21 protein-coding genes are annotated in these 20973 nt (G+C 71.0%); 8 read left to right on the top strand and 13 right to left on the bottom strand.

The annotated features are described in order from the left end of the window. Positions 1 to 16 precede the first annotated feature (16 nt). The 7 genes from ACFYW3_RS33710 to ACFYW3_RS33680 all read right to left on the bottom strand — a co-directional run bounded on the left by ACFYW3_RS33710 (position 17) and on the right by ACFYW3_RS33680 (position 7403). The gene (locus ACFYW3_RS33710) at positions 17 to 1036 is read right to left on the bottom strand and encodes an FAD binding domain-containing protein (protein ID WP_389388319.1); all 1020 of its coding nucleotides are present in this window, start codon (positions 1034 to 1036) and stop codon (positions 17 to 19) included. Beyond that, a complete protein-coding gene (locus tag ACFYW3_RS33705) occupies positions 1033 to 1674 on the bottom strand; it encodes a 2Fe-2S iron-sulfur cluster-binding protein (protein WP_389388343.1) in 642 nt (213 codons plus the stop codon). The genes ACFYW3_RS33710 and ACFYW3_RS33705 overlap by 4 nt, the downstream gene beginning before the upstream one ends. Before the next feature lie 183 nt (positions 1675 to 1857). Next, on the bottom strand, positions 1858 to 2322 hold the full coding sequence (locus tag ACFYW3_RS33700; protein WP_351752704.1) for a hypothetical protein: 465 nt from the start codon (positions 2320 to 2322) through the stop codon (positions 1858 to 1860). A 167-nt stretch (positions 2323 to 2489) separates the two neighbouring features. Further along, entirely contained in the window at positions 2490 to 3458 is a 969-nt protein-coding gene (gene ppk2, locus ACFYW3_RS33695) for a polyphosphate kinase 2 (protein WP_351752707.1), read from the bottom strand. Between the two features lie 211 nt (positions 3459 to 3669). Continuing rightward, entirely contained in the window at positions 3670 to 4551 is an 882-nt protein-coding gene (locus ACFYW3_RS33690) for a geranyl diphosphate 2-C-methyltransferase (protein ID WP_351752710.1), read from the bottom strand. Positions 4552 to 4565: 14 nt separating this feature from the next. Then, positions 4566 to 5930, bottom strand: a complete 1365-nt coding sequence (locus ACFYW3_RS33685; RefSeq protein WP_389388318.1) for a family 2 encapsulin nanocompartment cargo protein terpene cyclase — start codon at positions 5928 to 5930, stop codon at positions 4566 to 4568. 63 nt (positions 5931 to 5993) lie between these two features. After that, on the bottom strand, positions 5994 to 7403 hold the full coding sequence (locus tag ACFYW3_RS33680; RefSeq protein ID WP_389388317.1) for a family 2B encapsulin nanocompartment shell protein: 1410 nt from the start codon (positions 7401 to 7403) through the stop codon (positions 5994 to 5996). 586 nt (positions 7404 to 7989) lie between these two features. Here ACFYW3_RS33680 and ACFYW3_RS33675 point away from each other — a divergent pair. From ACFYW3_RS33675 to ACFYW3_RS33665, 3 genes are read left to right on the top strand one after another with little or no spacing between them, the layout of a single operon-like run. Further along, entirely contained in the window at positions 7990 to 9666 is a 1677-nt protein-coding gene (locus tag ACFYW3_RS33675; RefSeq protein WP_351752718.1) for an FAD-dependent oxidoreductase, read from the top strand. Then, positions 9663 to 11177: an ATP-binding protein gene (locus tag ACFYW3_RS33670; RefSeq protein WP_389388316.1), complete on the top strand. Its 1515-nt coding sequence runs from the start codon at positions 9663 to 9665 to the stop codon at positions 11175 to 11177. The genes ACFYW3_RS33675 and ACFYW3_RS33670 overlap by 4 nt, the downstream gene beginning before the upstream one ends. Beyond that, a complete protein-coding gene (locus tag ACFYW3_RS33665) occupies positions 11174 to 11536 on the top strand; it encodes a UBP-type zinc finger domain-containing protein (protein WP_351752724.1) in 363 nt (120 codons plus the stop codon). The genes ACFYW3_RS33670 and ACFYW3_RS33665 overlap by 4 nt, the downstream gene beginning before the upstream one ends. Positions 11537 to 11663: 127 nt before the next feature. Here ACFYW3_RS33665 and ACFYW3_RS33660 read toward each other — a convergent pair whose 3' ends face one another. From ACFYW3_RS33660 to ACFYW3_RS33650, 3 genes are all read right to left on the bottom strand, one after another. Beyond that, the gene (locus ACFYW3_RS33660) at positions 11664 to 11936 is read right to left on the bottom strand and encodes a hypothetical protein (RefSeq protein ID WP_351752727.1); all 273 of its coding nucleotides are present in this window, start codon (positions 11934 to 11936) and stop codon (positions 11664 to 11666) included. A gap of 220 nt (positions 11937 to 12156) precedes the next feature. Further along, positions 12157 to 12777: a TOPRIM nucleotidyl transferase/hydrolase domain-containing protein gene (locus ACFYW3_RS33655; RefSeq protein WP_351752729.1), complete on the bottom strand. Its 621-nt coding sequence runs from the start codon at positions 12775 to 12777 to the stop codon at positions 12157 to 12159. Positions 12778 to 12837: 60 nt separating this feature from the next. Further along, entirely contained in the window at positions 12838 to 13647 is an 810-nt protein-coding gene (locus ACFYW3_RS33650; protein ID WP_389388315.1) for a GNAT family N-acetyltransferase, read from the bottom strand. A gap of 454 nt (positions 13648 to 14101) precedes the next feature. Between ACFYW3_RS33650 and ACFYW3_RS33645 the strand changes: the two genes are divergently transcribed. After that, positions 14102 to 15229 (top strand): glutamate--cysteine ligase, encoded by a 1128-nt coding sequence (locus tag ACFYW3_RS33645; protein WP_389388314.1) that lies wholly within the window; start codon positions 14102 to 14104, stop codon positions 15227 to 15229. 237 nt (positions 15230 to 15466) lie between these two features. Next, complete coding sequence (locus tag ACFYW3_RS33640) at positions 15467 to 15685, top strand: hypothetical protein (RefSeq protein WP_389388313.1); 219 nt, start codon at positions 15467 to 15469, stop codon at positions 15683 to 15685. 233 nt (positions 15686 to 15918) lie between these two features. Here the strand turns inward: ACFYW3_RS33640 and ACFYW3_RS33635 are convergent, their stop codons facing one another. The 3 genes from ACFYW3_RS33635 to ACFYW3_RS33625 form a co-directional block, all read right to left on the bottom strand. Next, complete coding sequence (locus ACFYW3_RS33635; RefSeq protein ID WP_329447589.1) at positions 15919 to 16158, bottom strand: hypothetical protein; 240 nt, start codon at positions 16156 to 16158, stop codon at positions 15919 to 15921. A 364-nt stretch (positions 16159 to 16522) separates the two neighbouring features. Next, the gene (locus tag ACFYW3_RS33630) at positions 16523 to 17158 is read right to left on the bottom strand and encodes a hypothetical protein (protein WP_389388312.1); all 636 of its coding nucleotides are present in this window, start codon (positions 17156 to 17158) and stop codon (positions 16523 to 16525) included. A gap of 115 nt (positions 17159 to 17273) precedes the next feature. After that, a complete protein-coding gene (locus tag ACFYW3_RS33625; protein ID WP_351752739.1) occupies positions 17274 to 17810 on the bottom strand; it encodes an NUDIX hydrolase family protein in 537 nt (178 codons plus the stop codon). A gap of 453 nt (positions 17811 to 18263) precedes the next feature. On the opposite strand from ACFYW3_RS33625, the gene ACFYW3_RS33620 reads away from it, so the two are divergent. The 3 genes from ACFYW3_RS33620 to ACFYW3_RS33610 all read left to right on the top strand — a co-directional run bounded on the left by ACFYW3_RS33620 (position 18264) and on the right by ACFYW3_RS33610 (position 20841). Beyond that, entirely contained in the window at positions 18264 to 18839 is a 576-nt protein-coding gene (locus ACFYW3_RS33620; RefSeq protein ID WP_351752741.1) for a ribosome-inactivating family protein, read from the top strand. Between the two features lie 422 nt (positions 18840 to 19261). Then, positions 19262 to 20086, top strand: coding sequence for a hypothetical protein (locus ACFYW3_RS33615; protein WP_351374478.1), 825 nt, complete (start codon positions 19262 to 19264; stop codon positions 20084 to 20086). After that, entirely contained in the window at positions 20083 to 20841 is a 759-nt protein-coding gene (locus tag ACFYW3_RS33610; RefSeq protein ID WP_389388311.1) for a class F sortase, read from the top strand. Before ACFYW3_RS33615 ends, ACFYW3_RS33610 begins: the two co-directional genes overlap by 4 nt. The last annotated feature ends 132 nt before the right edge of the window (positions 20842 to 20973 follow it).

Raw genomic sequence — 20973 nt, 5'->3', positions numbered from 1 at the left:
GATCGGTGCGGGCGGGTCAAGGCGTTCGGGGGAGGGGAGGCTGTCCGCCGGCTGACCGGATCAGGGTGCCGAGCGCGTCGCAGGCGAGACGGTGGGCCAGATCCACCTTGAACGCGTTGTCGCGCAGGGGCCGGGCCCGGGCCAGCTCGGCCCCGACGGCTTCCCGTACGACGGCGTCCGTGGGCTCGGCGCCGATCAGTCGCTCCTCGGCCGTTGTGGCACGCCAGGGCCGGTGGGCCAGACCTCCGAAGGCGAGCGCGACGTGCCGGACGCGGCCTCCGTCGAGTTCGAGCACGGCGGCCACCGAGGCCAGGGCGAAGGCGTACGAGGCCCGGTCGCGGGCCTTGCGGTAGAGGGAGACCGCTCCGGCGGGCGCGGGAGGCAGCACCACGGCGGTGATGATCTCTCCAAGGCGGATGACGGTGTCCCGCTCGGGCTCCTCGCCGGGCAGCCGGTGGAACTCCGTCACCGCCACCCTCCGCGTGGCCCCCTCGCCCCCGTACAGCTCGATCTCGGCGTCCAGGGCGGCGAGGGCCACCGCCATGTCGGAGGGGTGCGTGGCGATGCACTGCTCCGAATGGCCCAGCACGGCGTGATCGCGGTGCACGCCCTCGCGGGCACCGCAGCCGGTGCCGGGCTCGCGCTTGTTGCAGGGCTTGGACACGTCCTGGAAGTACGGGCACCGGGTGCGCTGGAGCAGGTTCCCGCCGGTGGTGGCGACATTGCGCAACTGTCCCGACGCGCCGGCCAGCAGGGCCTGGGAGAGCGCGGGGTAGCGGGATCGGACGAGGGGATGCGCGGCCAGGTCGCTGTTGGGCACGAGGGCTCCGACGCGGACCGCTCCCGCGGGCTGCTCCTCGACCTCGTGGAGGGGCAACCGGGTGAGGTCGATGAGGGTGCCGGGCGTCTCGACGTCGTGCTTCATGAGGTCGACGAGGTTGGTGCCGCCGCCGAGGTAGCGGGAGCCGGGGTGGCTTGCGTAGGCGGCCGCGGCTTCCCGGAGGCTGCCGGCCCGCACGTAGGCGAAGGGCTTCACACGATCACGTCCGGGCGCGGGGCGGTGCCCGGGGCGGGGCTTCCCGCCGGGTCGGGAACAGGGGCGGGGCTCTTCGGCGGGGTCGGTCGGGCCCAGACGTCCGATACGGCGTCGACGATCCCGTTGTACGCCCCGCAGCGGCAGAGGTTGCCGCTGAGTCGTTCCCTGACCTCTTCGGGGGTGAGGAGGACAGGGCCGGTCGACGCCGTCGCGGCCGGCTCGGTCACGTGCGAGGGATGGCCGGCGGCGGCCTCCCGCAGCACTCCGAGCGCGGAACAGAGCTGGCCGGGGGTGCAGTAGCCGCACTGGAAGGCGTCGTGCTCCAGGAAGGCTTCCTGGAGCGGGTGCAGTGCGCCGTCGTCGTCGGCGAGTCCCTCGACGGTGGTGACCTCGGCTCCGTCCCGCGCCACGGCGAGCAGCAGGCAACTGTTGGCACGCCGACCCTCCACCAGGACGGTGCAGGCACCGCACTGGCCGTGGTCGCAGCCCTTCTTGGACCCGGTGAGGTCGAGCCGCTCGCGCAGGACGTCGAGCAGGGTGGCGCGGTGGTCCACGTCGAGGACGTGATCCGAACCGTTGACCCGCAGCGTGATACGCGAGTGATGGGCATCGGCCGGATGGGTACCGGTCGGTGGGATGCGGGAAGCGACCTGGTGCGGTGGGTTGGTTCCGTGCGCAGCCACGACTGCCCTCCATGTCCGTTCACGAGCGGTATGTCCCGTCGACTTCCAGCCTCGGTCATCCCACTCGCCCCGGCATCCGCGACATTCACGACAACCGTGGCGCCCCGTGGCCGGCTCCGACCACGGGAACGACACCGCTCAGTCGGTCTCCGTGCCCTTCGGACCCGAGGTGTGGGCCGGATGGCCCGTCGTGCGGCGCCGCGCCTTCAGCTCGGCCTCGAAGAGGTGGTCCCGGCCCTGCGCGAGATCGCGCACGATCTGCTGTTCGAGCTCGACGAAGGGGCGGTGGTACGTCGCGTCGTACGCCTCGATGATCTGGAAGGTCCAGTGACCGGGGATGACGTTGCGCCCGACGATCTCGCGCCGGACCGCTTCCGCCTCGCGGTGGTGGCCCGCGAGATGCAGGAGACGGACGGCGTCGTCGAGTTCGAAGTCGGCCGTTCCGGTGAGCTGGTGGAAGCCGTAGAGGTGGCCGCGGGCCCGTTCCGTCGTCTCCAACGCCTTGGACAGGGCCCCCAGCGCCTCCACCGTCTCGTCGCTCACCCCGCTCGGGCGGTCGTGGCCGGAGTCGGGTGCGGCGCGGTCGTCATCGTGTTCACTCATCCCGGGCGGCCCTTCGCGTCGGCGGCGGTGCGCGCGGAGACGTACCTCTCCGCCTCTCCCCTTCCTGCCGACAGTAGGCACACACGGCGCTCCTCGCCGTTCACGACATGCGAGGGCACCGGGTCCGAGGGTCGACAGGCCTGCCGCCCACCAGGGGCGGCCCGGGTTCAGTCGTCCGGGTGATCGCCCCTGCGGCCACCCGGACGGGACAGCGGGGTCGGCGAGAGGTCGACGTCCTCCTCGCCCGGCTCCAGCAGGGTCCCCGCCGCTCCCACGATGAGGGGATCGGGCTCCCCGATCGCGTCCGGGTCACGGCTGTCGTAGTCGAACCGCGACAGCAGGCTCCGCATGGCCTCCAGCCTGCCGCGCCGCTTGTCGTTGCTCTTCACCACGGTCCACGGCGCGTGGGTGGTGTCGGTGGCCCGGAACATGTCGACCTTCGCGGTCGTGTAGTCGTGCCACCGGTCCAGCGACTGGAGGTCGACGGGGGAGAGCTTCCACTGGCGCACGGGATCGACCTGGCGGATCGCGAAACGCGTGCGCTGCTCGGCCCGGGAGACCGAGAACCAGAACTTGACCAACAGCAGCCCGTCCTCCACCAGCATCCGCTCGAAGTCGGGGCACTGGCGGAGGAACAACCGGTACTGATCCTTCTCGCAGAAACCCATGACCCTCTCGACGCCGGCCCGGTTGTACCAGGACCGGTCGAAGAAGACGATCTCCCCGGCCGCTGGAAGGTGGGCGACATAGCGCTGGAAGTACCACTGGCTCGCCTCGGTCTCGGTGGGCGTGCCGAGAGCGACCACCCGTGCGCCACGGGGGTTGAGCCGCTCGGTGAACCGTTTTATCGTGCCGCCCTTGCCCGCCGCGTCCCTCCCCTCGCAGACCACCACCAGCCGCCGGCCGCTCTCGCGGACCCAACGCTGCAACTTCAGCATCTCGATCTGCAGCACCCGCTTGCGCCGCTCGTACTCCGCCCGGCCGATCCTGTGGTCGTACGGGTAGTTCTCGCGCCAGGTCTCGATCGGGTTGCCGGCGCCGTCGAGCAGCACGGGCTGCTCCGGCCTGGTCGCGTCCACCGTCAAACCCCGCAGCAGCCGCGGCGTCTCCTCGGGCCTGCTCTCCGTATCGTCCACACCCAGCCCGTGCCCACTTCTCGGACGTCCACCCGTTCGCGGAACCCGAATCCGAGCCGAGCGCCCCCTCACCCCAGCCCCGGGGCCGGTCTCCTCCCACGAGTCCCACGAGCGGGGGAGCGAACCGACCCCGGCACGAACCGGCCCCGGCGCGAACCGGCGACCCTCCCCGGCGCGCGGCGTCGATCAAAGCGGAGTCACCGCGTCGGCCTCAGACGCGGTCGGCCGCGATCAGGAGGTACTGGAACGAGCCGTCCTTGTAGGAGTTGATGAACGCCTCCTCGATACCTGTGACCAGTGAGGAGGTGGCCCGCGCCTCCCAGTACGGCAGGGTCGCGGCCGTCAGGTCGACGACGGCCTGCGGCACGAGACGGTTGTCGGCCATGGCGCGCATGTACTCCCGACGGGAGTGGATGTTGCACTCGAAGTGCGCGTTGATCTGCGAGACCCACTTCGAGGGCTGGCCGTAACGGGGGTTCCAGCACCCGGTGATCGTCACGTACCGGCCACCGACGGAGAGAACGCGGGAGTGCTCGGCGAAGAGGTCCTGCAGGTCGACGTACATGCTCGACTCGTTGTTCCACGAGGCCGCGGCCCGGCCCGTCTCGAAGGGCATGTCGAGCATGTTGCAGACGCGGGCCTGGACGGACTGCTCGATGCCCAGCTCGCGGGCGCGCCGGTTCGCGAACTCGGCCTGCTTCGCGGACAGGGTGACACCCTCGACGTCGCATCCGAACCGCTGGTGGGCCATGACCATCGAGCCGCCGCGACCACAGCCGGCGTCCACGAGCGTGTCGGTGTTCCCGATGGGACCGAGGTGGTCGAGGAGCACGTCGGTCTGTGCGGACTCCAGGCGGTGGAGTTCGGCGATCAGCCTCTTCTCGTACTCGCCGTCGTCGGTGTCACCGAGGGCCGCGTGGTCGACGTCCCCGATGCCGTAGTGGTGGTGGTAGAGCCCGTCCACATCGCCGAGGCGCAGGTTCACCGGCCGGGCCTCGTGGTCCCAGTAGCGGGCGATGTCACCCTGATAGGGCGTCGCCGGGCCGGGAATGAACGCGGAAGCGGGGGCGGTGCCGAGATCGATGCTGGTCACAGATGAATCCGTCCTTACCAGAAGTCGGGCAGGCTGTAGCGGTAGGTGTTGGTCTGGTGCCAGTGGTGGTTGCCGTCGACCCAGGCGGCCACGCCCCGCAGGAAGCGCAGCAGGCTCGGGTCGGGCAGTGCGGCCGCCAGGTCGGCGGCGGCGTCCTCGAAGGAGCGCATGAGGTCGTTGTGGACCTCGACCGCCTTCAGGTAGGCGTCGCGGGCCGAGAGGTCCTCGCGTTCGGCGATCACCACGGGCAGGTTCAGGTGGAGTCCCGGGGCGGAGAGCTCCTTGGTGTACGAGTACAAGTCGTTGACGATGGTGGTGGCGTTGCCGGCGAGCGCGATGACCCGTTGCACGGCCGGCTGCGCGTGCAGGTCCGCCGGAAGTTCGTAGCCGCCGACGGTGTCGGTGATCGTCGGGCAGGGGCGGAAGTTGTTGAACTGCCGCATCGCCAGGTACTCCCACACCTGCGGAACGTATTCCGTCTGCGCCCAGGCGGCCTCCGCGAGGTACCCCAGGTGCAGCCGGGCCATGTCGTGCCGGTACCGGTCGGCCTGGGAGGGGCTCGCCTCCCGCACGAAGTACTCCATGGCCGAGCGGTAGCCGCGCCGCGGGGCGTCGCAATGGAGCGACTCCGCCCACGCCGGCTGGTACTCGGCCGTCGTGTGGAGGGGGTCGAGGGCGGTGTGCGCCAGCAGGAGGCGTCCGCCGAGGCCGACGGGCGAGCCCCCGTGGTCCTCGCAGTAACAGTCGTCGAGGGCGTTCTCGGCGGCCATCAGCCGGGTCGCGATCATCACGTGGTCGACGGTCGGCGCGTCCGGATGACAGGCCACCATGTACCGGCCCAGGGAGAAGCCGTCGAACTGGTCCTCCCAGTCCGGGGGGAACAGCTCGACCTCGTCCACCGCCCATGCCTTGATCCGTCGACCGACCTCCTCGACCCGCACGGGGTCGGGTTCCGGCACCGGGTGGTAGAGCAGCCCGGGGATCGGATTGCCCGCGGCGGCCGGTACGGAAGGGGCGGGCGCGTCCTCGCGGCGGGTCGGATACAGCCCCGCCGTCCCCAGTCCGCTGGGACCGCCCAGGATCCGCCGCAGGGCGGGAGCGGGCGCTGTCGGTACGGCCACTTCGGCGGGTGCGGACATCGCAGACATCGCGGGCAGGGCGGGCAGGGCGGGCAGGGCAGGCAGGGCAGGCAGGGCGGGCGCCGAGAACGGGGCGGGTGCCGAGGGCAGCGGTAGGGCCGGAGGCGGCGCGGGCGCCGGGGGGAGGTCGGGCCGACCGCCGCCGAAGGCCTCGATGCCCCGGCCGTGGCCGTGGGTCGCGAAGTGGACCGCGGCTGCGGGCAGGCCGGACTGCCGAGGGGAAGGCCCGGGATCGGGCATCCGAGGCTCCTTGGTTCCTGGGTGCGGTGGCGGGCTGTTCCGGTACTCGGGCACGGTCGGGGCCTAGCCGTGCCTGCGGGCGATCTGCACGTTCTCCAGGACACCGAGGGCGTCGGGCACCAGGATGGCGGCGGAGTAGTAGGTGCTGACCAGGTAGGAGATGATCGACCGCTCGTCGATTCCCATGAAGCGCACCGACAGACCCGGCTCGTACTCCTCCGGTAGACCGGTCTGGTGCAGACCGATGACGCCCTGCTTGTCCTCACCGGTTCGCATCACGAGGATCGAGGTGGTGTTCTCCTCGCTGATGGGGATCTTGCTGCACGGCAGGATGGGGACCCCACGCCAGGCCGGTACCTGCTGTCCGCCGAGGTCGACGTGATCCGGATACAGCCCGCGCGCGTTGAACTCGCGCCCGAGCGCCGCGATCGCCTTGGGATGGGCGAGAAAGAACTTCGAGCCGCGGCGGCGGCAGAGCAACTCGTCGAGGTCGTCCGGGGTGGCGGGACCGGAATGCGTCTGGATCCGCTGCTTGAACGCGGCGTTGTGGAGCAGACCGAACTCCCGATTGTTGATCAACTCGTATTCCTGGCGCTCCCGCAGCGCCTCGATGACGAGCCGGAGCTGCTCCTCGGTCTGGTTCATCGGCTCGTTGTAGAGGTCGGCGACCCTCGTGTGGACCCTCAGTACGGTCTGGGCGATGGAGAGTTCGTACTCGCGCGGGTTCAGTTCGTAGTCGACGAAGGCGCCGGGCAGTTCGGCCTCACCGGTGTGGCCGGCCGACATCGCGATCTCGGCCTCGCCGTGCTTGTTCTGCCGTTGCAGCGGAAGGGAAGCGAACCGCTGGACGTGGGCCCGGAGCCGCGGTGCCGAGGCGAGCACGGCGTCGAAGTCCGTGCGCGACAGGGTGAGGAGGGTACCGGCGGTCTCGGCGGTGGCGGTGTGGTCCCACCTGGCGTCGTCGTCCAGCAGGGCGTGCTCGCCGAACCGGTCGCCGTCGGCCAGTACGGCGAGGGCGACCTCGTCACCGTACTTGCCCACGGAGGTCTGGCCGACCCGACCGTGGGCGATCAGGTGGATCTGGGCCGCCGGGGTGCCGCGCTCGACCAACACCTCTCCGGCGCGGAAGTCACGCTGGACACACCGGCCGGCGAGTGCGGTGAGCACGTCCACGTCGTCGTAGCCGCGCAGCAGGGCGAGTTCGCCGAGCTCGCGGGGGATCACCCGGACGTGAGCCCCGTCCTGGACGAACTCGATGCGCCCGTCGCCGACCGTGTAACTCAACCGACGGTTCACCCGATACGTGCCGCCCTTGGTCTCCACCCAGGGGAGCATCCGCAGCAGCCACCGGGAGGTGATCTCCTGCATCTGCGGGGCGGACTTGGTCGTGGTGGCAAGGTTGCGGGCAGCCGCCGTGCCCAGGCTGCTCTGCCGGGGTTGCGACTGCGCCTCGGGGCTCGTGTCCACGGTCATCGGGCGGGCTCTCCTTCGGAAGGGCGGTGCGTCGGCGCGCGTCCACGTCACCGGTGTAAAGAAGAAAGATCGGGGGGCCGAACGTGCGGGCAATCCGCCCGGATCCATGAGGACGTTAACCGTCGCCGGTCCCGATCGACCCGGGAAAACCAGGGGCGTTACCTCGATGCGGTGATCTGTGCCGCAGGGGCGTTTGCGGATCCCACCAGTGATGTTTCGGACCCGGCCGCCCAGGGCGCGACCACGTGGCACGGCCCGCGCGCCGGACGCGGAGTCGACCGCCCGGGCGGGACGAGGCGAGGTCAGCCGGGCGACACGCCGCCGACGGCGGAAGCCGCCGTGCCGGCCGGGGCGGTGCTGCCGGAGGCCCGGGGGAGCGCCGGGTTTTCGGCCGGCCGAGCACCTGACAGCGCCTGGCGGGCCTCGGGGCCCGTGGGTCGACTCTTGACCGCGTGCGACCCGATGTGTACCGGGAGTGCACAGTGCGCGGTGTCCCGGGGCGACCCCGGACGATCGAACATACGATGGGCGAGAACCGGCGCGGGCGGCTTGCCGTGCCCCTTGGACTCGGGGTGGGAGAGGACGTATGGCAGAGGTGGCCGACACAGCGCGGACCGTCATCCTGACCGTGGACGACGACCCGGGGGTGTCCCGCGCCATCGCCCGCGACCTGAGACGCCGCTACGGCGCCACCTACCGGATCGTGCGCGCCGAATCCGGTGAGTCCGCGCTGGAGGCCCTGCGCGAGCTGAAGCTGCGCGGCGACCTGGTGGCCGTGATCCTGGCCGACTACCGCATGCCGCAGATGAACGGCATCGAGTTCCTCGAACAGGCCCTGAACGTGTACCCGGGCGCGCGCCGCGTGCTGCTGACCGCGTACGCCGACACCAACGCGGCGATCGACGCGATCAACGTCGTCGACCTCGACCACTACCTGCTCAAGCCGTGGGACCCGCCCGAGGAGAAGCTCTACCCGGTCATCGACGACCTGCTGCTGGCCTGGCGCTCCAGTGACCACAAGCCGGTGCCCGCCACCAAGGTGATCGGGCACCGCTGGTCGGCGCGCTCCTCCGACGTACGCGAGTTCCTGGCCCGCAACCAGGTGCCGTACCGCTGGTACTCCTCCGACGAGCCCGAGGGGCGGCGGCTGCTGGAGGCGGCCGGGGCCGACGGGCAGCGGCTTCCGCTGGTGGTCACCCCGGACGGTGGTGTGCTGATCGAGCCGGAGGCGGCCGAGCTGGCCGCCCGGGTGGGGCTCGCGACGACCCCGGCCGCCGACTTCTACGACCTCGTCGTGATCGGCGGCGGCCCGGCCGGGCTGGGCTCGGCCGTGTACGGGGCCTCCGAGGGGCTGCGGACGGTACTGGTCGAGCGATCCGCGACCGGCGGGCAGGCCGGGCAGAGCTCCCGCATCGAGAACTACCTCGGCTTCCCGGACGGCGTGTCGGGCGCGCAGCTCACGGACCGCGCCCGCCGCCAGGCCGGCAGGTTCGGAGCCGAGATCCTCACGGCGCGCGAGGTCACGGGGCTGGAGGCCAACGGCTCGGCGCGCGTCGTCCGCTTCTCCGACGGTTCGACGGTCGCCGCGCACAGCGTCATCCTGGCGACCGGTGTGTCGTACCGGCAGCTCAGGGCACCGGGCTGCGACGACCTGACCGGCTGCGGGGTGTACTACGGCTCCTCGCTCACCGAGGCCGCCTCCTGCCTGGAGCAGGACGTGTACATCGTCGGCGGCGCCAACTCCGCCGGGCAGGCGGCGATGTACCTCGCGCGGGGTGCGAAGTCGGTGACCCTGCTGGTGCGCGGCGAGTCCCTGACCGCGTCGATGTCGTACTACCTGATCCAGCAGATCGAGGAAGCCCCGAACATCACGGTGCGCACCCGGACCGTCGTCGACGCCGCGCACGGCGACGGACACCTGGAGCAGCTGACGCTCCGGGACGTGGACAGCGGAGTGACCGAACTCGTCGACGCGCAGTGGATGTTCGTCTTCATCGGGGCGGCTCCGCTGACCGACTGGCTGGACGGCACGGTGCTGCGCGACGAGCACGGCTTCATCCTGGCCGGACCGGACCTGACGCCGGACGGGCGACCGCCGGCCGAATGGGAACTGGACAGGCCGCCCTACCACCTGGAAACCAACGTTCCCGGCGTCTTCGTGGCGGGCGACGCGCGCGCCCAGTCCGCGAAGCGCGTCGCGTCCGCCGTCGGAGAGGGAGCCATGGCCGTGATGCTCGTCCACCGGTACCTGGAGCAGTCATGAGCGGGCAGACGCTGCCCTGCAGCCCGCAGGAGATCGCGTCGCTGTTCCTGTTCGAGAAGCTCTCCCCGGAGCAGCTCGGGAAGCTGTGCGGCGAGGGGCGGGTGGAGCGGTTCGAGCCCGGCCCGGTGTACACCGAGGGCGACCCGGCCACCTGCTTCTACGTCATGGTCGAGGGCACCGTCGTGCTGTCCCGCCGGGTCGGCGGCGACGACGTCGAGGTGAGCCGCACCTCCCAGCGCGGCGTGTACTCGGGAGCCATGCAGGCATACCTGGGCGACCGGGTGCCGCAGACGTACAACAACTCGATGCGGGTGACCGAGCCGACGCGGTTCTTCGTGCTGCCCGCGCAGTCGTTCGCGGACGTCATGCAGGAATGGTTCCCGATGGCCGCCCACCTGTTGGAGGGGCTCTTCTTCGGTTCGAAGAACACCCAGCGGGCCATCGGGCAGCGCGAACGGCTGCTGGCGCTCGGTTCGTTGTCCGCCGGACTCACCCACGAGCTCAACAACCCGGCCGCGGCCGCCGTCCGGGCCACCGCGACGCTGCGCGAACGGGTGGGCAAGATGCGGCACAAGCTGGCGGTCATCGCCCAGGGCCCCTACTCCCGCGAGGCCCTGGCCGACCTCATCGAGATCCAGGACCGCACCGCCGAACGCGTCGCCAAGGCGCCGGTGTTGAGCCCCCTGGAGGCATCCGACCGCGAGGACGAACTCGCCGACTGGCTCGACGACCACGGCATCCCGGAGGGCTGGCGCATCGCACCCACCTTCGTGCAGGCCGGGCTCGACATCGACTGGCTGGAGCAGGTCGCCGCGACCGTCGCCGAGGACGTCCTGCCCGGGGCGATCGGCTGGCTCAACTACACGGTCGAGACCGAGCTGTTGATGGACGAGATCGACGACTCCACCACCCGCATCTCCCACCTCGTGGACGCCGCCAAGCAGTACTCCCAGCTCGACCGGGCCCCGCACCGGGTCGTCGACGTGCACGAACTCCTCGACAGCACCCTGCTGATGCTGTCCGGCAAGATCGGCCCCCGGGTGCGCGTCGTCAAGGAGTACGACCGCTCCGTGCCGGACGTGCCCGCCTATCCGGCGGAACTCAACCAGGTGTGGACCAACCTCATCGACAACGCCGTCTTCGCCATCGACAGCACCGGCCGCGACGGCACCCTGACGGTCCGCACGGCACGGGAAGGGGACCGGCTGCTCGTGGAGTTCCGCGACACCGGCCCCGGGATCCCCGCGGACATCCGCAGCCGCATCTTCGACCCCTTCTTCACCACCAAACCGGTCGGTGAAGGCACCGGGCTCGGCCTGGACATCTCCTGGCGCATCGTCGTGAGCAAGCACCACGGAAGCCTTCACGTCGAGTCCGAACCGGGTGACACCCGGTTCCAGGTGCTGCTGCCCCTGACCGCGGAAGCCGAGACCGAATCCGAGGCCGGAATCGAACCCGCGACCGAAACCGCGACTGAAACCGAGACCGAGACCACCGAGGAGCCCGCATGACAGGAACAGGCGGAATCGACGGAATCGACCCGAGTGCCGCGCCCTCCGGCACCGGCTGTGTCGACTGCGACGCGGCGGGCGGCTGGTGGGTTCACCTGCGGCGCTGCGCCCAGTGCGGCCACATCGGCTGCTGCGACTCCTCACCGGCCCAGCACGCCACCGCCCACTGGAAGTCCACCGGTCACCCCGTGGTGCAGAGCTTCGAGCCGGGCGAGGAGTGGTTCTGGGACTACGCCAAGAACGCGCTCTACGAGTCCGGGCCCGAGCTGACGCCACCCGGCGAGCACCCGTCGGATCAGCCGGCGCCGGGTCCGGCCGGGCGGGTCCCGCAGAACTGGCAGCAGCAACTGCACGACTGACCGGCTCCCTCCGCCCTACCGAGCCGCCTCCCGAAGACAGCCGCCTCCCCGAAGGCAGCGAGCGGCCCCGCACACACTCTCGTGTGCGGGGCCGGACAGGCCGCTTCGTACGGGGAGTCGCGGAGCCCTACTTGGGTGCCACCTTGCAGGCGGAGACCGCGGTCCCGTTGGTCACGCCGCCCGCGGTCAGGCCGGAGACGCACTGTGCGTGGTCGCCGGTCAAGCCGACGTAACACGCCATCCGGATCGAGTCCGGGGCTTCGCCGCCCTGGAGCTCCCGCTCGACCTGGTTGATGCAGGCCGTGACGTCCGCGTGGGCGGCGGGGGCGATGAGGCCCGCTCCGCCGAGCGCGAGGGTCAGGCCGGCGAGGACACCTGCGAATCGGGTCGACGCGCGCATGGGACGCACCTGCTCTCCGGGATGATCGCGCGGCCCGGGACCTGGATGCCCCGGATCCGCTTGGGAACGGTGCCGAGCGCGTGCGGCCGACGTACGGCCACCGGGTCCGGGCTCCCGCACCGGACCGGCCCGGCAGGGCCTTCCCTCCCCTTTCGACGCTAGAGCAGCCCTCTGGGACGCGCATCCGCTGGGGTTCGGCAACCCGGCCGACGCGCGTCGGTCACAGGCATGTCAGTAGGTCGTCGAGCGGGGCCGGCACCTGCCCGGGGTCGAGGGCTTCCACGAGGAGGCGACCGTATCGGATCTTGCGGCCCTTCCTCGTGCCGAGGAAGCGCCTCAACTGTCGGTGCCGAGGTCGATCGTGTTGGGCGGGCTGGCGCAGGAAGGTCTGCCAGGCGCGGAGGTCGTCGTCTTCGGCCCGTACGATCTCCTCGACCCCGGCCGCGCCCAGCGCGCGAATGAGCTCCTCCTCAAGGTCCGCCACGCACACGAAGATGTCCCGGCACGGCGCCCCCGCGCGTTCCAAGCCGCGCTCGTAGAAGGGCCGTTCGCGCTCGTCGCACAATCCCGTCAGGCGCAGGCCGAGGCCGGGTGGTCCGAGGAGGCCGGCGTAGCGGCCGACGCTCATCGCCCCGCCCATCGACACGACGCACACCCCCTCGGCGGCAAGGTCCCGACCACGGCGTACGGTCAGTGCCTCCACGGCCGCGAGGTCGCTCGGGCCTTCGAGGAGTACCGCGGTGCGTAGCCCCAGCAGCCTCGCCAGTTCGCCGGCCGGCCCGCCCGGGCCGCCGCTCGCCCAGTCGTCGACCGCGTTCCGGAACGCCTGTATGTCCGCCATGGAACGAGTCTGCTCTGTCGCCGACGCCAGAGCACGCGATATTCCAGGGCCCCGCCCGCGTCAGTCAGTCAGTCGGCCGGTCGCCGCCCGCGCGGTGAAGGTGGCCTCGGCGAACTCGGTGACCTCGGTGAAGCCGAGCCTGCGGTAGAGCCCGACGGCCGTGGCGTTGTCCGCACGGACGTTGAGCCCGATGTGGTCCACGCTCTGCCCCAGCCGCCGACACAGCGCGGCGACGCACGCCCCGCCCGCGCCCTGCCCGCGTACCTCGGGATGCGTGGTGACGTTCCCGATCGCGGCGACCCGGTAGGTGGCCGAGTGGACGTGAACGCCCGCGACCGCCACCAGCCGCCCGTCCAGCCGGGCACCCAGGTACTGGCCGGTGTCGAGCATCCGGTGGTCGAACCAGTTGCCCGGGTAGGCCTGCTCGAACAGCGCGAGCAGCTCCGGCAGGTCGCTCCGGTCCAGCGGGGCCGGTCGCCACGGACCGGCCGGGTGCCGAGCGGCACGGTCGGGGTCCGTGAGCGCCATGCGCAGCAGGGTGCTGTGGGGCCGCGCCTCGTAAGCGGCTTCCAGCACCTTGCCCGCGGCTCCCGTGAGGTGCCCGAAGAAGCGTCGGGGCAGGACCGGCGCCAAGGCCCCGGCGAGTTCCTCCAGCCTGGCGGCCTCCTCGGGTCGGGCGAAGGCGAGCACGGTCGGGATGGAGCCGACCGAGTACACCAAGGCGACCGGGCCGTCCTGCGACACCGTGTACCAACTGGTGCCCGGCCACAACAGGTCGTCCAGGTCGCCGAGTTCCATCAGGTGCATCGCCGGGTCGCGCCGGAAGCGGTCGGCCAGGGCGGCTCGGTCGTGAAGACTGCGCAAGGTCACCCGCCCAGCCTACGGCGACGTTCCGACCCTGCCCCGCCAGGGCCGTGCCGAGCCCGGGCGCGGGGTCCGCGGCCCCCTCCAGGCCGCGACGGGGGTGTCGAGGGCCTCCGCGTCCGCGTGTCCGGGTGCGTCCGGGTGCGTCCGGGTGCCCGGGCCCCGGCCCGGGTGTGTTGGAGTGCGCTCAAACTGCTCCATGACGGTGAACGTGGGGGGCGGCGGACGGGACATCCGGGTGGGTGTCCGTCCCGCGCCGCGCGCCGGCGAGACAACACCGGGTCGCGGTGCTTTCGTGTCCGGGACCAGGGTCGGCTCGACGCCCCTGCTCGGCCGGTTCTCGGCCCTCTTCCCCTGTGGGCCCGGCGGGCTCCGCAGCACCGCTCGGGGCGGCCCGCATGGCCGGGGGCGGTCTGGGGAAGACGGGGCGCATCTGATCGGCGATGTGATGGGTGAAGGCATGCGAAGTGTGGGCGTGGAAGAGGAACTGCTTCTGGTGGACGCCACCAGCGGTGTTCCGCTGGCCCTGTCGGGACACGTCCTGGAGGCGGCGGACCGGTCCACCGGGCAGCGTCCGAAGGACGACTGGGAGCAGGGCCACACCTTCGAGAGGGAGCTCGCCAAGGAGCAGGTCGAGTTCGCCACCAAGCCCGTCACGGACATGGGCGACCTGGCGCGCGAGATCGGTCGGTGGCGCAGGGAGGCCGCACGGCACGCGGAAGGCGTCGGCGCGGTCGTGGCCGCCCTGGGCACCTCGCCGCTGCCGGTGGAGCCCTCGTTGAACACCGGCCGCCGCTACCAGTGGGTGGCCGAGCAGTTCGGGCTGACGGCGCAGGAGCAGCTGACCTGCGGCTGCCACATCCACGTGTCGGTGGAATCCGACGAAGAGGGCGTCGCGGTACTCGACCGGATGCGGCCCTGGCTCGCCGTCCTGACCGCGCTCAGTGCGAACTCGCCCTTCTGGCAGGGCCAGGACACCGGGTACGGGAGCTATCGGAGCCGGGTGTGGAACCGGCTGCCGTCCGCCGGCCCCGTGGACCTCTTCGGGTCCGCCGACGGCTACCGACGCCAGGTCCGGGCCATGGTCGACAGCGGTGTGCTCCACGACGAGGGGATGATCTGGTTCGACGCCCGACTGTCGGCGGCCTATCCCACCGTCGAGGTGAGGGCCGCGGACGTCTGTCTCGACGGGTCGACCCCGGTCCTGCTGGCCGCTCTCGTACGAGGCCTCGTCGAGACGGCGTCCCGGTCCTGGCGCGCCGGGGAACCGCCGGCCCCGGTCAGTACGAGCCTGCTGCGGCTGGCGGCCTGGCAGGCGGGGCGCTCGGGTCTGGAAGGCTTCCTGCTGCATCCCGAGACGATGCGGCAGACCTCGCCCGAGGAGGCGGTCGACGCCCTCTACCGGCACGTGCGCGAGGCGCTCCGCGATCACGGGGACGACGCACTGGTCAGTGAGGGCCTCGGTGTCCTGCTCCGGGAAGGCAACGGCGCCCGTGTGCAGCGCGAGCTCCTGCGCTCCGGAGGCGATCTCGCCGCGGTCGTCACCCGCTGTGCGGAGATCACCGTCGAGACCGCGGCCAAGGCCTGAGCGGTCCCGTACCCGCTGAGGCGCGCGGCGCGTGCGAAAGCGCCGGCGGCGGTGCCCGGACGCCCACCGGACGGCGTCGGGCCGACCGACCCGGCGACCCCGGCTCGGCGCGCGTCGTGCGCCACACGGGTGCGTGCCTGAGGTCGCGCCGGGTGTTCGTGAGATCAGCGTGCTAGAGATGTGGAGGAATCAGTGGAAAACAGGAGGTATGTGATGATGCGTGCTCGTCTTCTTCGCATGGCGGCTGTCGCGGGTACCGCTGCGGTCCTGACCCTCGGCGGAGCCGCCGTGGCCGCCGCCGACGGAGGTGTCGGCAACGCGGGCATCGGCAACTCGGGTGTGGGCAACGCCGGTATCGGCAACTGGGGCATCGGCAACGCCGGTATCGACAACTCGGGCATCGGCAGCGCGGGCATCGGCAACTCGGGTATCGGCAGCGCCGGCATCGGCAACTAGGCCCGGACCACCTGGGCCCCCGGTGCCTCGGGTCGCCGTCTCGGACGGACGGACCGGGGTACGGGGGCGCCGAGCCGACCTCCACGTGCTGCGGGTCGGCGGCGGCAGGCTCCCGCACCGGCTCAGTCGACGGGCCGGTGCGGGAACCCTGTGTGCTGGGGCTGATCGACCAGGCCGACCGATGCCGCGGAGCGGGGCTCCTCGAACCGGCGGACCGGGTCTGTCATGCCAGTTCAGCAGTCGTCGCCGTAACCTCCGCCCCAGCCACCCCAGTCGTCATCGTCGTCGTACCAGCCGTGGTTGTAGCCGTGGTCGTCGTCGTCATCCCAGCCGCCACCGTGGCTCACAGAGGTGACGGAGTGGGTGGGGGCTGCCGCCGAGGCCGTGCCGGCTGCACCGAGGGCGGCGCCCCCGGCCATCAGAACACCGGCGGCCGAAATGGCGAAGAGCCGCTTCACTCTCAGTCCTTGCATGGTTGTTCCCCTTCTCTTGTGTGCCACTCACGGCGACACGGGAGCCGATGCCGTCGCGCGCGGGGGATGCGCGCGGCTCGCGCAGATGGCCACATCAATGCGATGGCGTCCCCACTGTCAACGCGTCCTCGTCGGGTCGCGGATCTTTTGGACCGGGGCGCTCGATCAAGCCTCGCGCTGTGGCGCATCACCGGGGGTCGAGAATGCTCCCCGCAGTTGCGGCTCTCATCAACAAAGGCTAGTCACACACCGACGACTCGGCATCTTGTCGGCGCCCCGAGCCACGTCTTCGCAGCTCGACGGCATGTAGGGGCTCCACGGCAAGCGCGGACGCACCGGTCCGGGCCCGGCAAACCCTTCCGGCCTAGGAGACGAAGCCCGCGATCCCGGACCCGGGGCGCGCCTGGCCAGCGCGCAGCCGGGCCGTCTGTGCCCCGCGCAGCCAGCCGACGACTTCCTCGATGGCGCCGAGGACGGAGGGGTCCAGGGGCGGGGCATGGCCCTCCCGCCGGGTCTCCTCGAACTGTGCCAAAGCCTCCAGGCACTGGTCGTGCGTCCACTCGCCGCAGCGCGGAAGGTCGTACGAAGCGACGGTGGCGGGAAGCCCGCCGTGCCGCCCGAACTCCGCGAGCGATATCGCGGTGACCCGCAGAGCCCGGAGCCCCTCGTCGACGAGCTCCAGCCAGTCGCCCCGGAACGGGCAGAACCAGGAATTGTCGAGGCGAGAGCCGGTGAGGGCGCACAGACGCTTGTACGCGTAGCCGTACTGGAAGGCGTGCTGCGGGTTCTCGTCGAACGGCCCGCCGTACACCAACGCGTGCAGCGCCTCGGCGGAGGTCGGGGCGCCGCTCGCGATGGCGGAGGAGAACCAGTCGTCGTCCCGGGCCATCTCGTCGCGAAACTCGGCGCGGACGGCCTGGATCAACTCGTCGTCACGGGAGCCGGCGAAGCCGCGGGTGAACTCGGGGTCCAACAGGAAGACGGTCAGTGAGGAACTCATGAGGTCACGCTAGTGCCGTGACCGGCGCCGACAGCTTTCCGTGGCCGAGGACTTGTCGCGCCCCCCGGTGGGCCGGGGGGCGCGCAGCGGCAGGACGGGCGGACCGATCCCTCAGTCAGTAGACCAGGCCCACGTGTGCGAGTGCCTGCTTCAGCAGCACCTCGTGCCCGCCCGGCATCTCGCTCTGCACGGCCTGCGAAGCCGCCTCCCGCGGGCTGAACCAGACCAGGTCCAGCGCGTCCTGTCGGGGCCGGCAGTCCCCGGCCACCGGCACGATGTAGGCGAGGGACACCGCGTGCTGGCGCGGGTCGTGGTAGGAGGTGACACCGGCCGTGGGGAAGTACTCGGCGACGGTGAAGGGCTGGGGCGAGGCGGGAACGCGGGGCAGGGCCACCGGACCGAGATCCTTCTCCAGATGGCGCAGCAACGCGTCACGCACCCGTTCGTGGTGCAGAACGCGACCGGACACCAGCGTCCGGCTGACCGTTCCGTCCGGACCGATGCGCAGCAGCAGTCCGATGCTGGTGACTTCGCCGCTGTCGTCCACGCGCACGGGCACCGCGTCCACGTAGAGGATCGGCATGCGCGCGCGAGCCGTCTCCAGTTCGTCCGCGGTCAGCCAGCCGGGCGTGGTCTCGGTCGTGTCAGACATTGCTCGATCATACTTTGCGGGTGGGGCGTACAGGGCAAGTGGCCGGCTCCGGTTCGTCGAGCCCGCCGTCGCCGATGAAGACCGGCCCGAAGACCGGCCCGAAGACCGGCCCGAAGACCGCCCCGACCAGGGCCGTGTCCGGCACGGTTCGCGCCGCTCGGCGCGCCGGCGGGACCCGCTGTCGGGCCGTCCGGCGACACGGGATCACACGATGAGTTTTTGGCATCAGAGGCCAAGTATTGGCACCGCTGTTGTTGGAACGACTACAAAGGACCGGACCGAACCAGGCCCGGCGACGCGGATGATTCAACCCGTCGAAGATCGGGATTACATCGAAGGCGGTGGATGTGTCGTGCGTGAGTGCAGCAGGATCGAACCGATTGCGGTCGACTTCTCTCTGGGCAGTCCGAGTTCCGGATTCGCAACCTGATGTGTGCCGCCATGTTGAAACCCGTGTCGTTCTCCGTGGAGAGCGCATCGGTGGACGCCTACCGCCTCCTCGCTTTGACCATCCGATCGAGAGCGGCGAAGGCGCAGGGCTTTACCGGGCGGGCGGGACACGGTGAAGGTCGGATGCGCTACCTCCCCGTACGCATTCAGCTGAGAGGTTTGTTCATCGAGCTCTACATCGAGCTTCGGGCGCAGAACGCGGGTCTTCGCATCGTCGGATTCCGCAATACGTACGAGAACGGTCAGGCTCCGCCCGAGGGCTATTTCCGTCATGTGCGGGACTCGGTCGCGCCACCGGGAATCCGCCGAGCGGAAGCCCTGCCGTTCGGCGGAGGGTGTTCCGCCCTGGAGAGGGCGGCGGACGTGAGGCGGACGGGCCTCACCCTGGGGCGCCGCCCCATGAACAACGCGGTCGTCTGGCTGCACCGGAACAGGGAGCCGAGGCGCACCGCACACGGGATCCTCGTACTCTCGGAAATGCTCTGCGAGGCTGCCGGCTCCCCGGTCGTGGCGGACGAGATGTCACGCATCTGGATGACCGGCGGGCCGCTCTCCGCCACGACGAGGGCGGTCGCGTAACAGCGGACGACGCCTTTCCCGCCGTGGGTGACGAGATCCGGACGAGGGGCGACACCACGTCGAGCGAAGGCGCCAGGCATCTCAAGACGGCGCCCGGTATTCCCACACGCAGAGGCAAAGGCAGCCCTCGGCGATTCCCGTCCACATTCCTGCGCATGGCCGCGACATCTCCATGGAGACCTGCTCGCCCTGGCGGTCGGCCGGGTGACGCCGAAGCGACGGAGTGTCGCCGCGCCCGGCTTTTCCGGAACGTTTCCACTGGTCGGGACATGGATCGCCGAACTTTCGAAAAATTCTTCAACCAAGCACCAATCCAAGGGCGTTGGGGCCCCGAAGTACCAGCGAGAACCTTTCCGGGGGATCATCTCATCCCCGTACGATCTGCGATTCCCTTCCCGGGAATACACGGAGCAGGAGCGAATGTGATAGTCAAGCGAACTGGTCGCCTCGTGGTGCTCGCCACCGTGCCCGCCGCCGTCTTCCTGACCCTGGGGCTTTCCGGCCCAGCGCTCGCGCAGGCCGGGAAGGCATACCAGATCGACCTGGCACAGCTGAACGACTCCGGTTCCCGAGGTACCGTCATGCTCAGCCTCAAGGGCAACCAACTCACCGTGCAGATAGAGTCCGAGGGCATGGTGCCCGGACAGCCGTCGGCCCAGCACCTGCACGGATCGACCAAGGGGCACAACTTCCACTGCCCGGACGCGAGCGACGACACCGACGGCGACGGGATCCTCAGCAACACCGAGGCCACGGTCGACTACGGCGACATCAACATCTCCCTCACCACGTCCGGGGACACCAAGGCGACCAGTGGCCTCGCCGTGGAGCGCATGCCCGTCGCCGACAACACGGGCAAGCTCTCCTACAACCGGACGATCACCGTCGGGCAGGACGTGGTCGACCACATCAAGGACCTGCACATCGTGCAGCACGGCATCGACCGCAACAACGACGACAAGTACGACTTCGACGGGGCCGGCAAGAGCGAACTCGACCCGAAGCTGCCCCAGGAGGCGACGGCTCCGACCAACTGTGGAGAGGTCAAGGGAGCGTCCGTGGGATCCATTCCGGTCGGTGGCATCGAGACGGGCGGCGGTTCTCCGCGGCAGGCGTCGGTGTCGGCGACGACGATGACCGGGGCGGCGCTCGCCGCTGCCGCCGCGATGGCCGGTGCGGTGGCCATCAGGCGCCGGCGCGCCGCCCTGGTCCCCGTCCGTACGGAGAACACCGGGAAGGCCGCGTGAAGCCCGCCGAGGTCCACGTGCCCGCCGCGTCCGCCGCTCGGCCGCGCCGCCGCAGGACCGCGGTACCGCTGGCCGCCGCCGCCCTCGCCACCCTGCTCCTCGCGGGGTGCGGTGGCGAGGACACGGCGGCGCCCCCCGCCCCCGCCGGGCAGGCCCAGCAGGGTCAGGCCCCGCAGGGCGGGGCACCGGCCGCCGCCGCCGGAGGTACTCCGTCCGCGAAGCCCTCCACCGGCGGTCACCAGGCGGGGTCCGCCGGTGGGTCGCACACCGGTACGGAAGCGGCCGGGGCCAAGCCCGCCCTCGCCCGCTCGGAGCCGCAGAAGATCACGATCCCGTCCCTCGGCCTGTCCAGCTCCCTGGAGACGCTCCGTCAGAAGACGGACGGAACCATGGAGACGCCCAAGAACCCCGACCTCGCGGGCTGGTACGAACCGGGCCCGACCCCCGGCTCCCAAGGGCCCGCCGTGATCGCAGGCCATGTCACGTGGAACGGTGCGTCGGCCGTGTTCGAGAAGCTGAAGACCATGAAGGCCGGTGACACCATCAAGGTGGCCCGACGTGACAACAAGACCGTCACGTTCAAGGTGGACCGGGTCGCCGAGTACCCGAAGGCCAAGTTCCCCACGGTCGAGGTCTACAAGAACCTCGACCACGCGGGCCTTCGCCTGGTCACCTGCGGCGGCGACTTCGACCCGAAGAAGCACTACTACGACAGCAACGTGGTCGTGTTCGCCAGCATGGCGGGCACCGCGTAGCCGGTCACGGCCGGGCGACAGGGGGCGAGGTGTGGGGGGGCCCCGCGGGGGGCCCCCCCGCCGCGCGGCCCCCCCCAACCCGGGGGGCGCCGCGGGGGGGGATCGCGGGGGGGGGGGGGGCAAGGCGTGGGT

It is taken from the genome of Streptomyces sp. NPDC002602 (assembly GCF_042889445.1).
GTDB lineage: Bacteria > Actinomycetota > Actinomycetes > Streptomycetales > Streptomycetaceae > Streptomyces.
This window is presented reverse-complemented; position numbering and strand designations above follow the sequence as displayed.

What these genes read in the sequence shown, in the direction of transcription:
- ACFYW3_RS33630 (WP_389388312.1), bottom strand. Translation starts at nt 17,158, where the DNA reads ATGAGTTCCTCACTGACCGTCTTCCTGTTGGACCCCGAGTTCACCCGC.
- ACFYW3_RS33640 (WP_389388313.1), top strand. Translation starts at nt 15,467, where the DNA reads ATGGCGGCTGTCGCGGGTACCGCTGCGGTCCTGACCCTCGGCGGAGCC.
- ACFYW3_RS33700 (WP_351752704.1), bottom strand. Translation starts at nt 2,322, where the DNA reads ATGAGTGAACACGATGACGACCGCGCCGCACCCGACTCCGGCCACGAC.
- ACFYW3_RS33635 (WP_329447589.1), bottom strand. Translation starts at nt 16,158, where the DNA reads ATGCAAGGACTGAGAGTGAAGCGGCTCTTCGCCATTTCGGCCGCCGGT.
- ACFYW3_RS33655 (WP_351752729.1), bottom strand. Translation starts at nt 12,777, where the DNA reads ATGGCGGACATACAGGCGTTCCGGAACGCGGTCGACGACTGGGCGAGC.
- ACFYW3_RS33670 (WP_389388316.1), top strand. Translation starts at nt 9,663, where the DNA reads ATGAGCGGGCAGACGCTGCCCTGCAGCCCGCAGGAGATCGCGTCGCTG.
- ACFYW3_RS33625 (WP_351752739.1), bottom strand. Translation starts at nt 17,810, where the DNA reads ATGTCTGACACGACCGAGACCACGCCCGGCTGGCTGACCGCGGACGAA.
- ACFYW3_RS33665 (WP_351752724.1), top strand. Translation starts at nt 11,174, where the DNA reads ATGACAGGAACAGGCGGAATCGACGGAATCGACCCGAGTGCCGCGCCC.
- ACFYW3_RS33685 (WP_389388318.1), bottom strand. Translation starts at nt 5,930, where the DNA reads ATGCCCGATCCCGGGCCTTCCCCTCGGCAGTCCGGCCTGCCCGCAGCC.
- ACFYW3_RS33645 (WP_389388314.1), top strand. Translation starts at nt 14,102, where the DNA reads ATGCGAAGTGTGGGCGTGGAAGAGGAACTGCTTCTGGTGGACGCCACC.
- ACFYW3_RS33660 (WP_351752727.1), bottom strand. Translation starts at nt 11,936, where the DNA reads ATGCGCGCGTCGACCCGATTCGCAGGTGTCCTCGCCGGCCTGACCCTC.
- ACFYW3_RS33680 (WP_389388317.1), bottom strand. Translation starts at nt 7,403, where the DNA reads ATGACCGTGGACACGAGCCCCGAGGCGCAGTCGCAACCCCGGCAGAGC.
- ACFYW3_RS33675 (WP_351752718.1), top strand. Translation starts at nt 7,990, where the DNA reads ATGGCAGAGGTGGCCGACACAGCGCGGACCGTCATCCTGACCGTGGAC.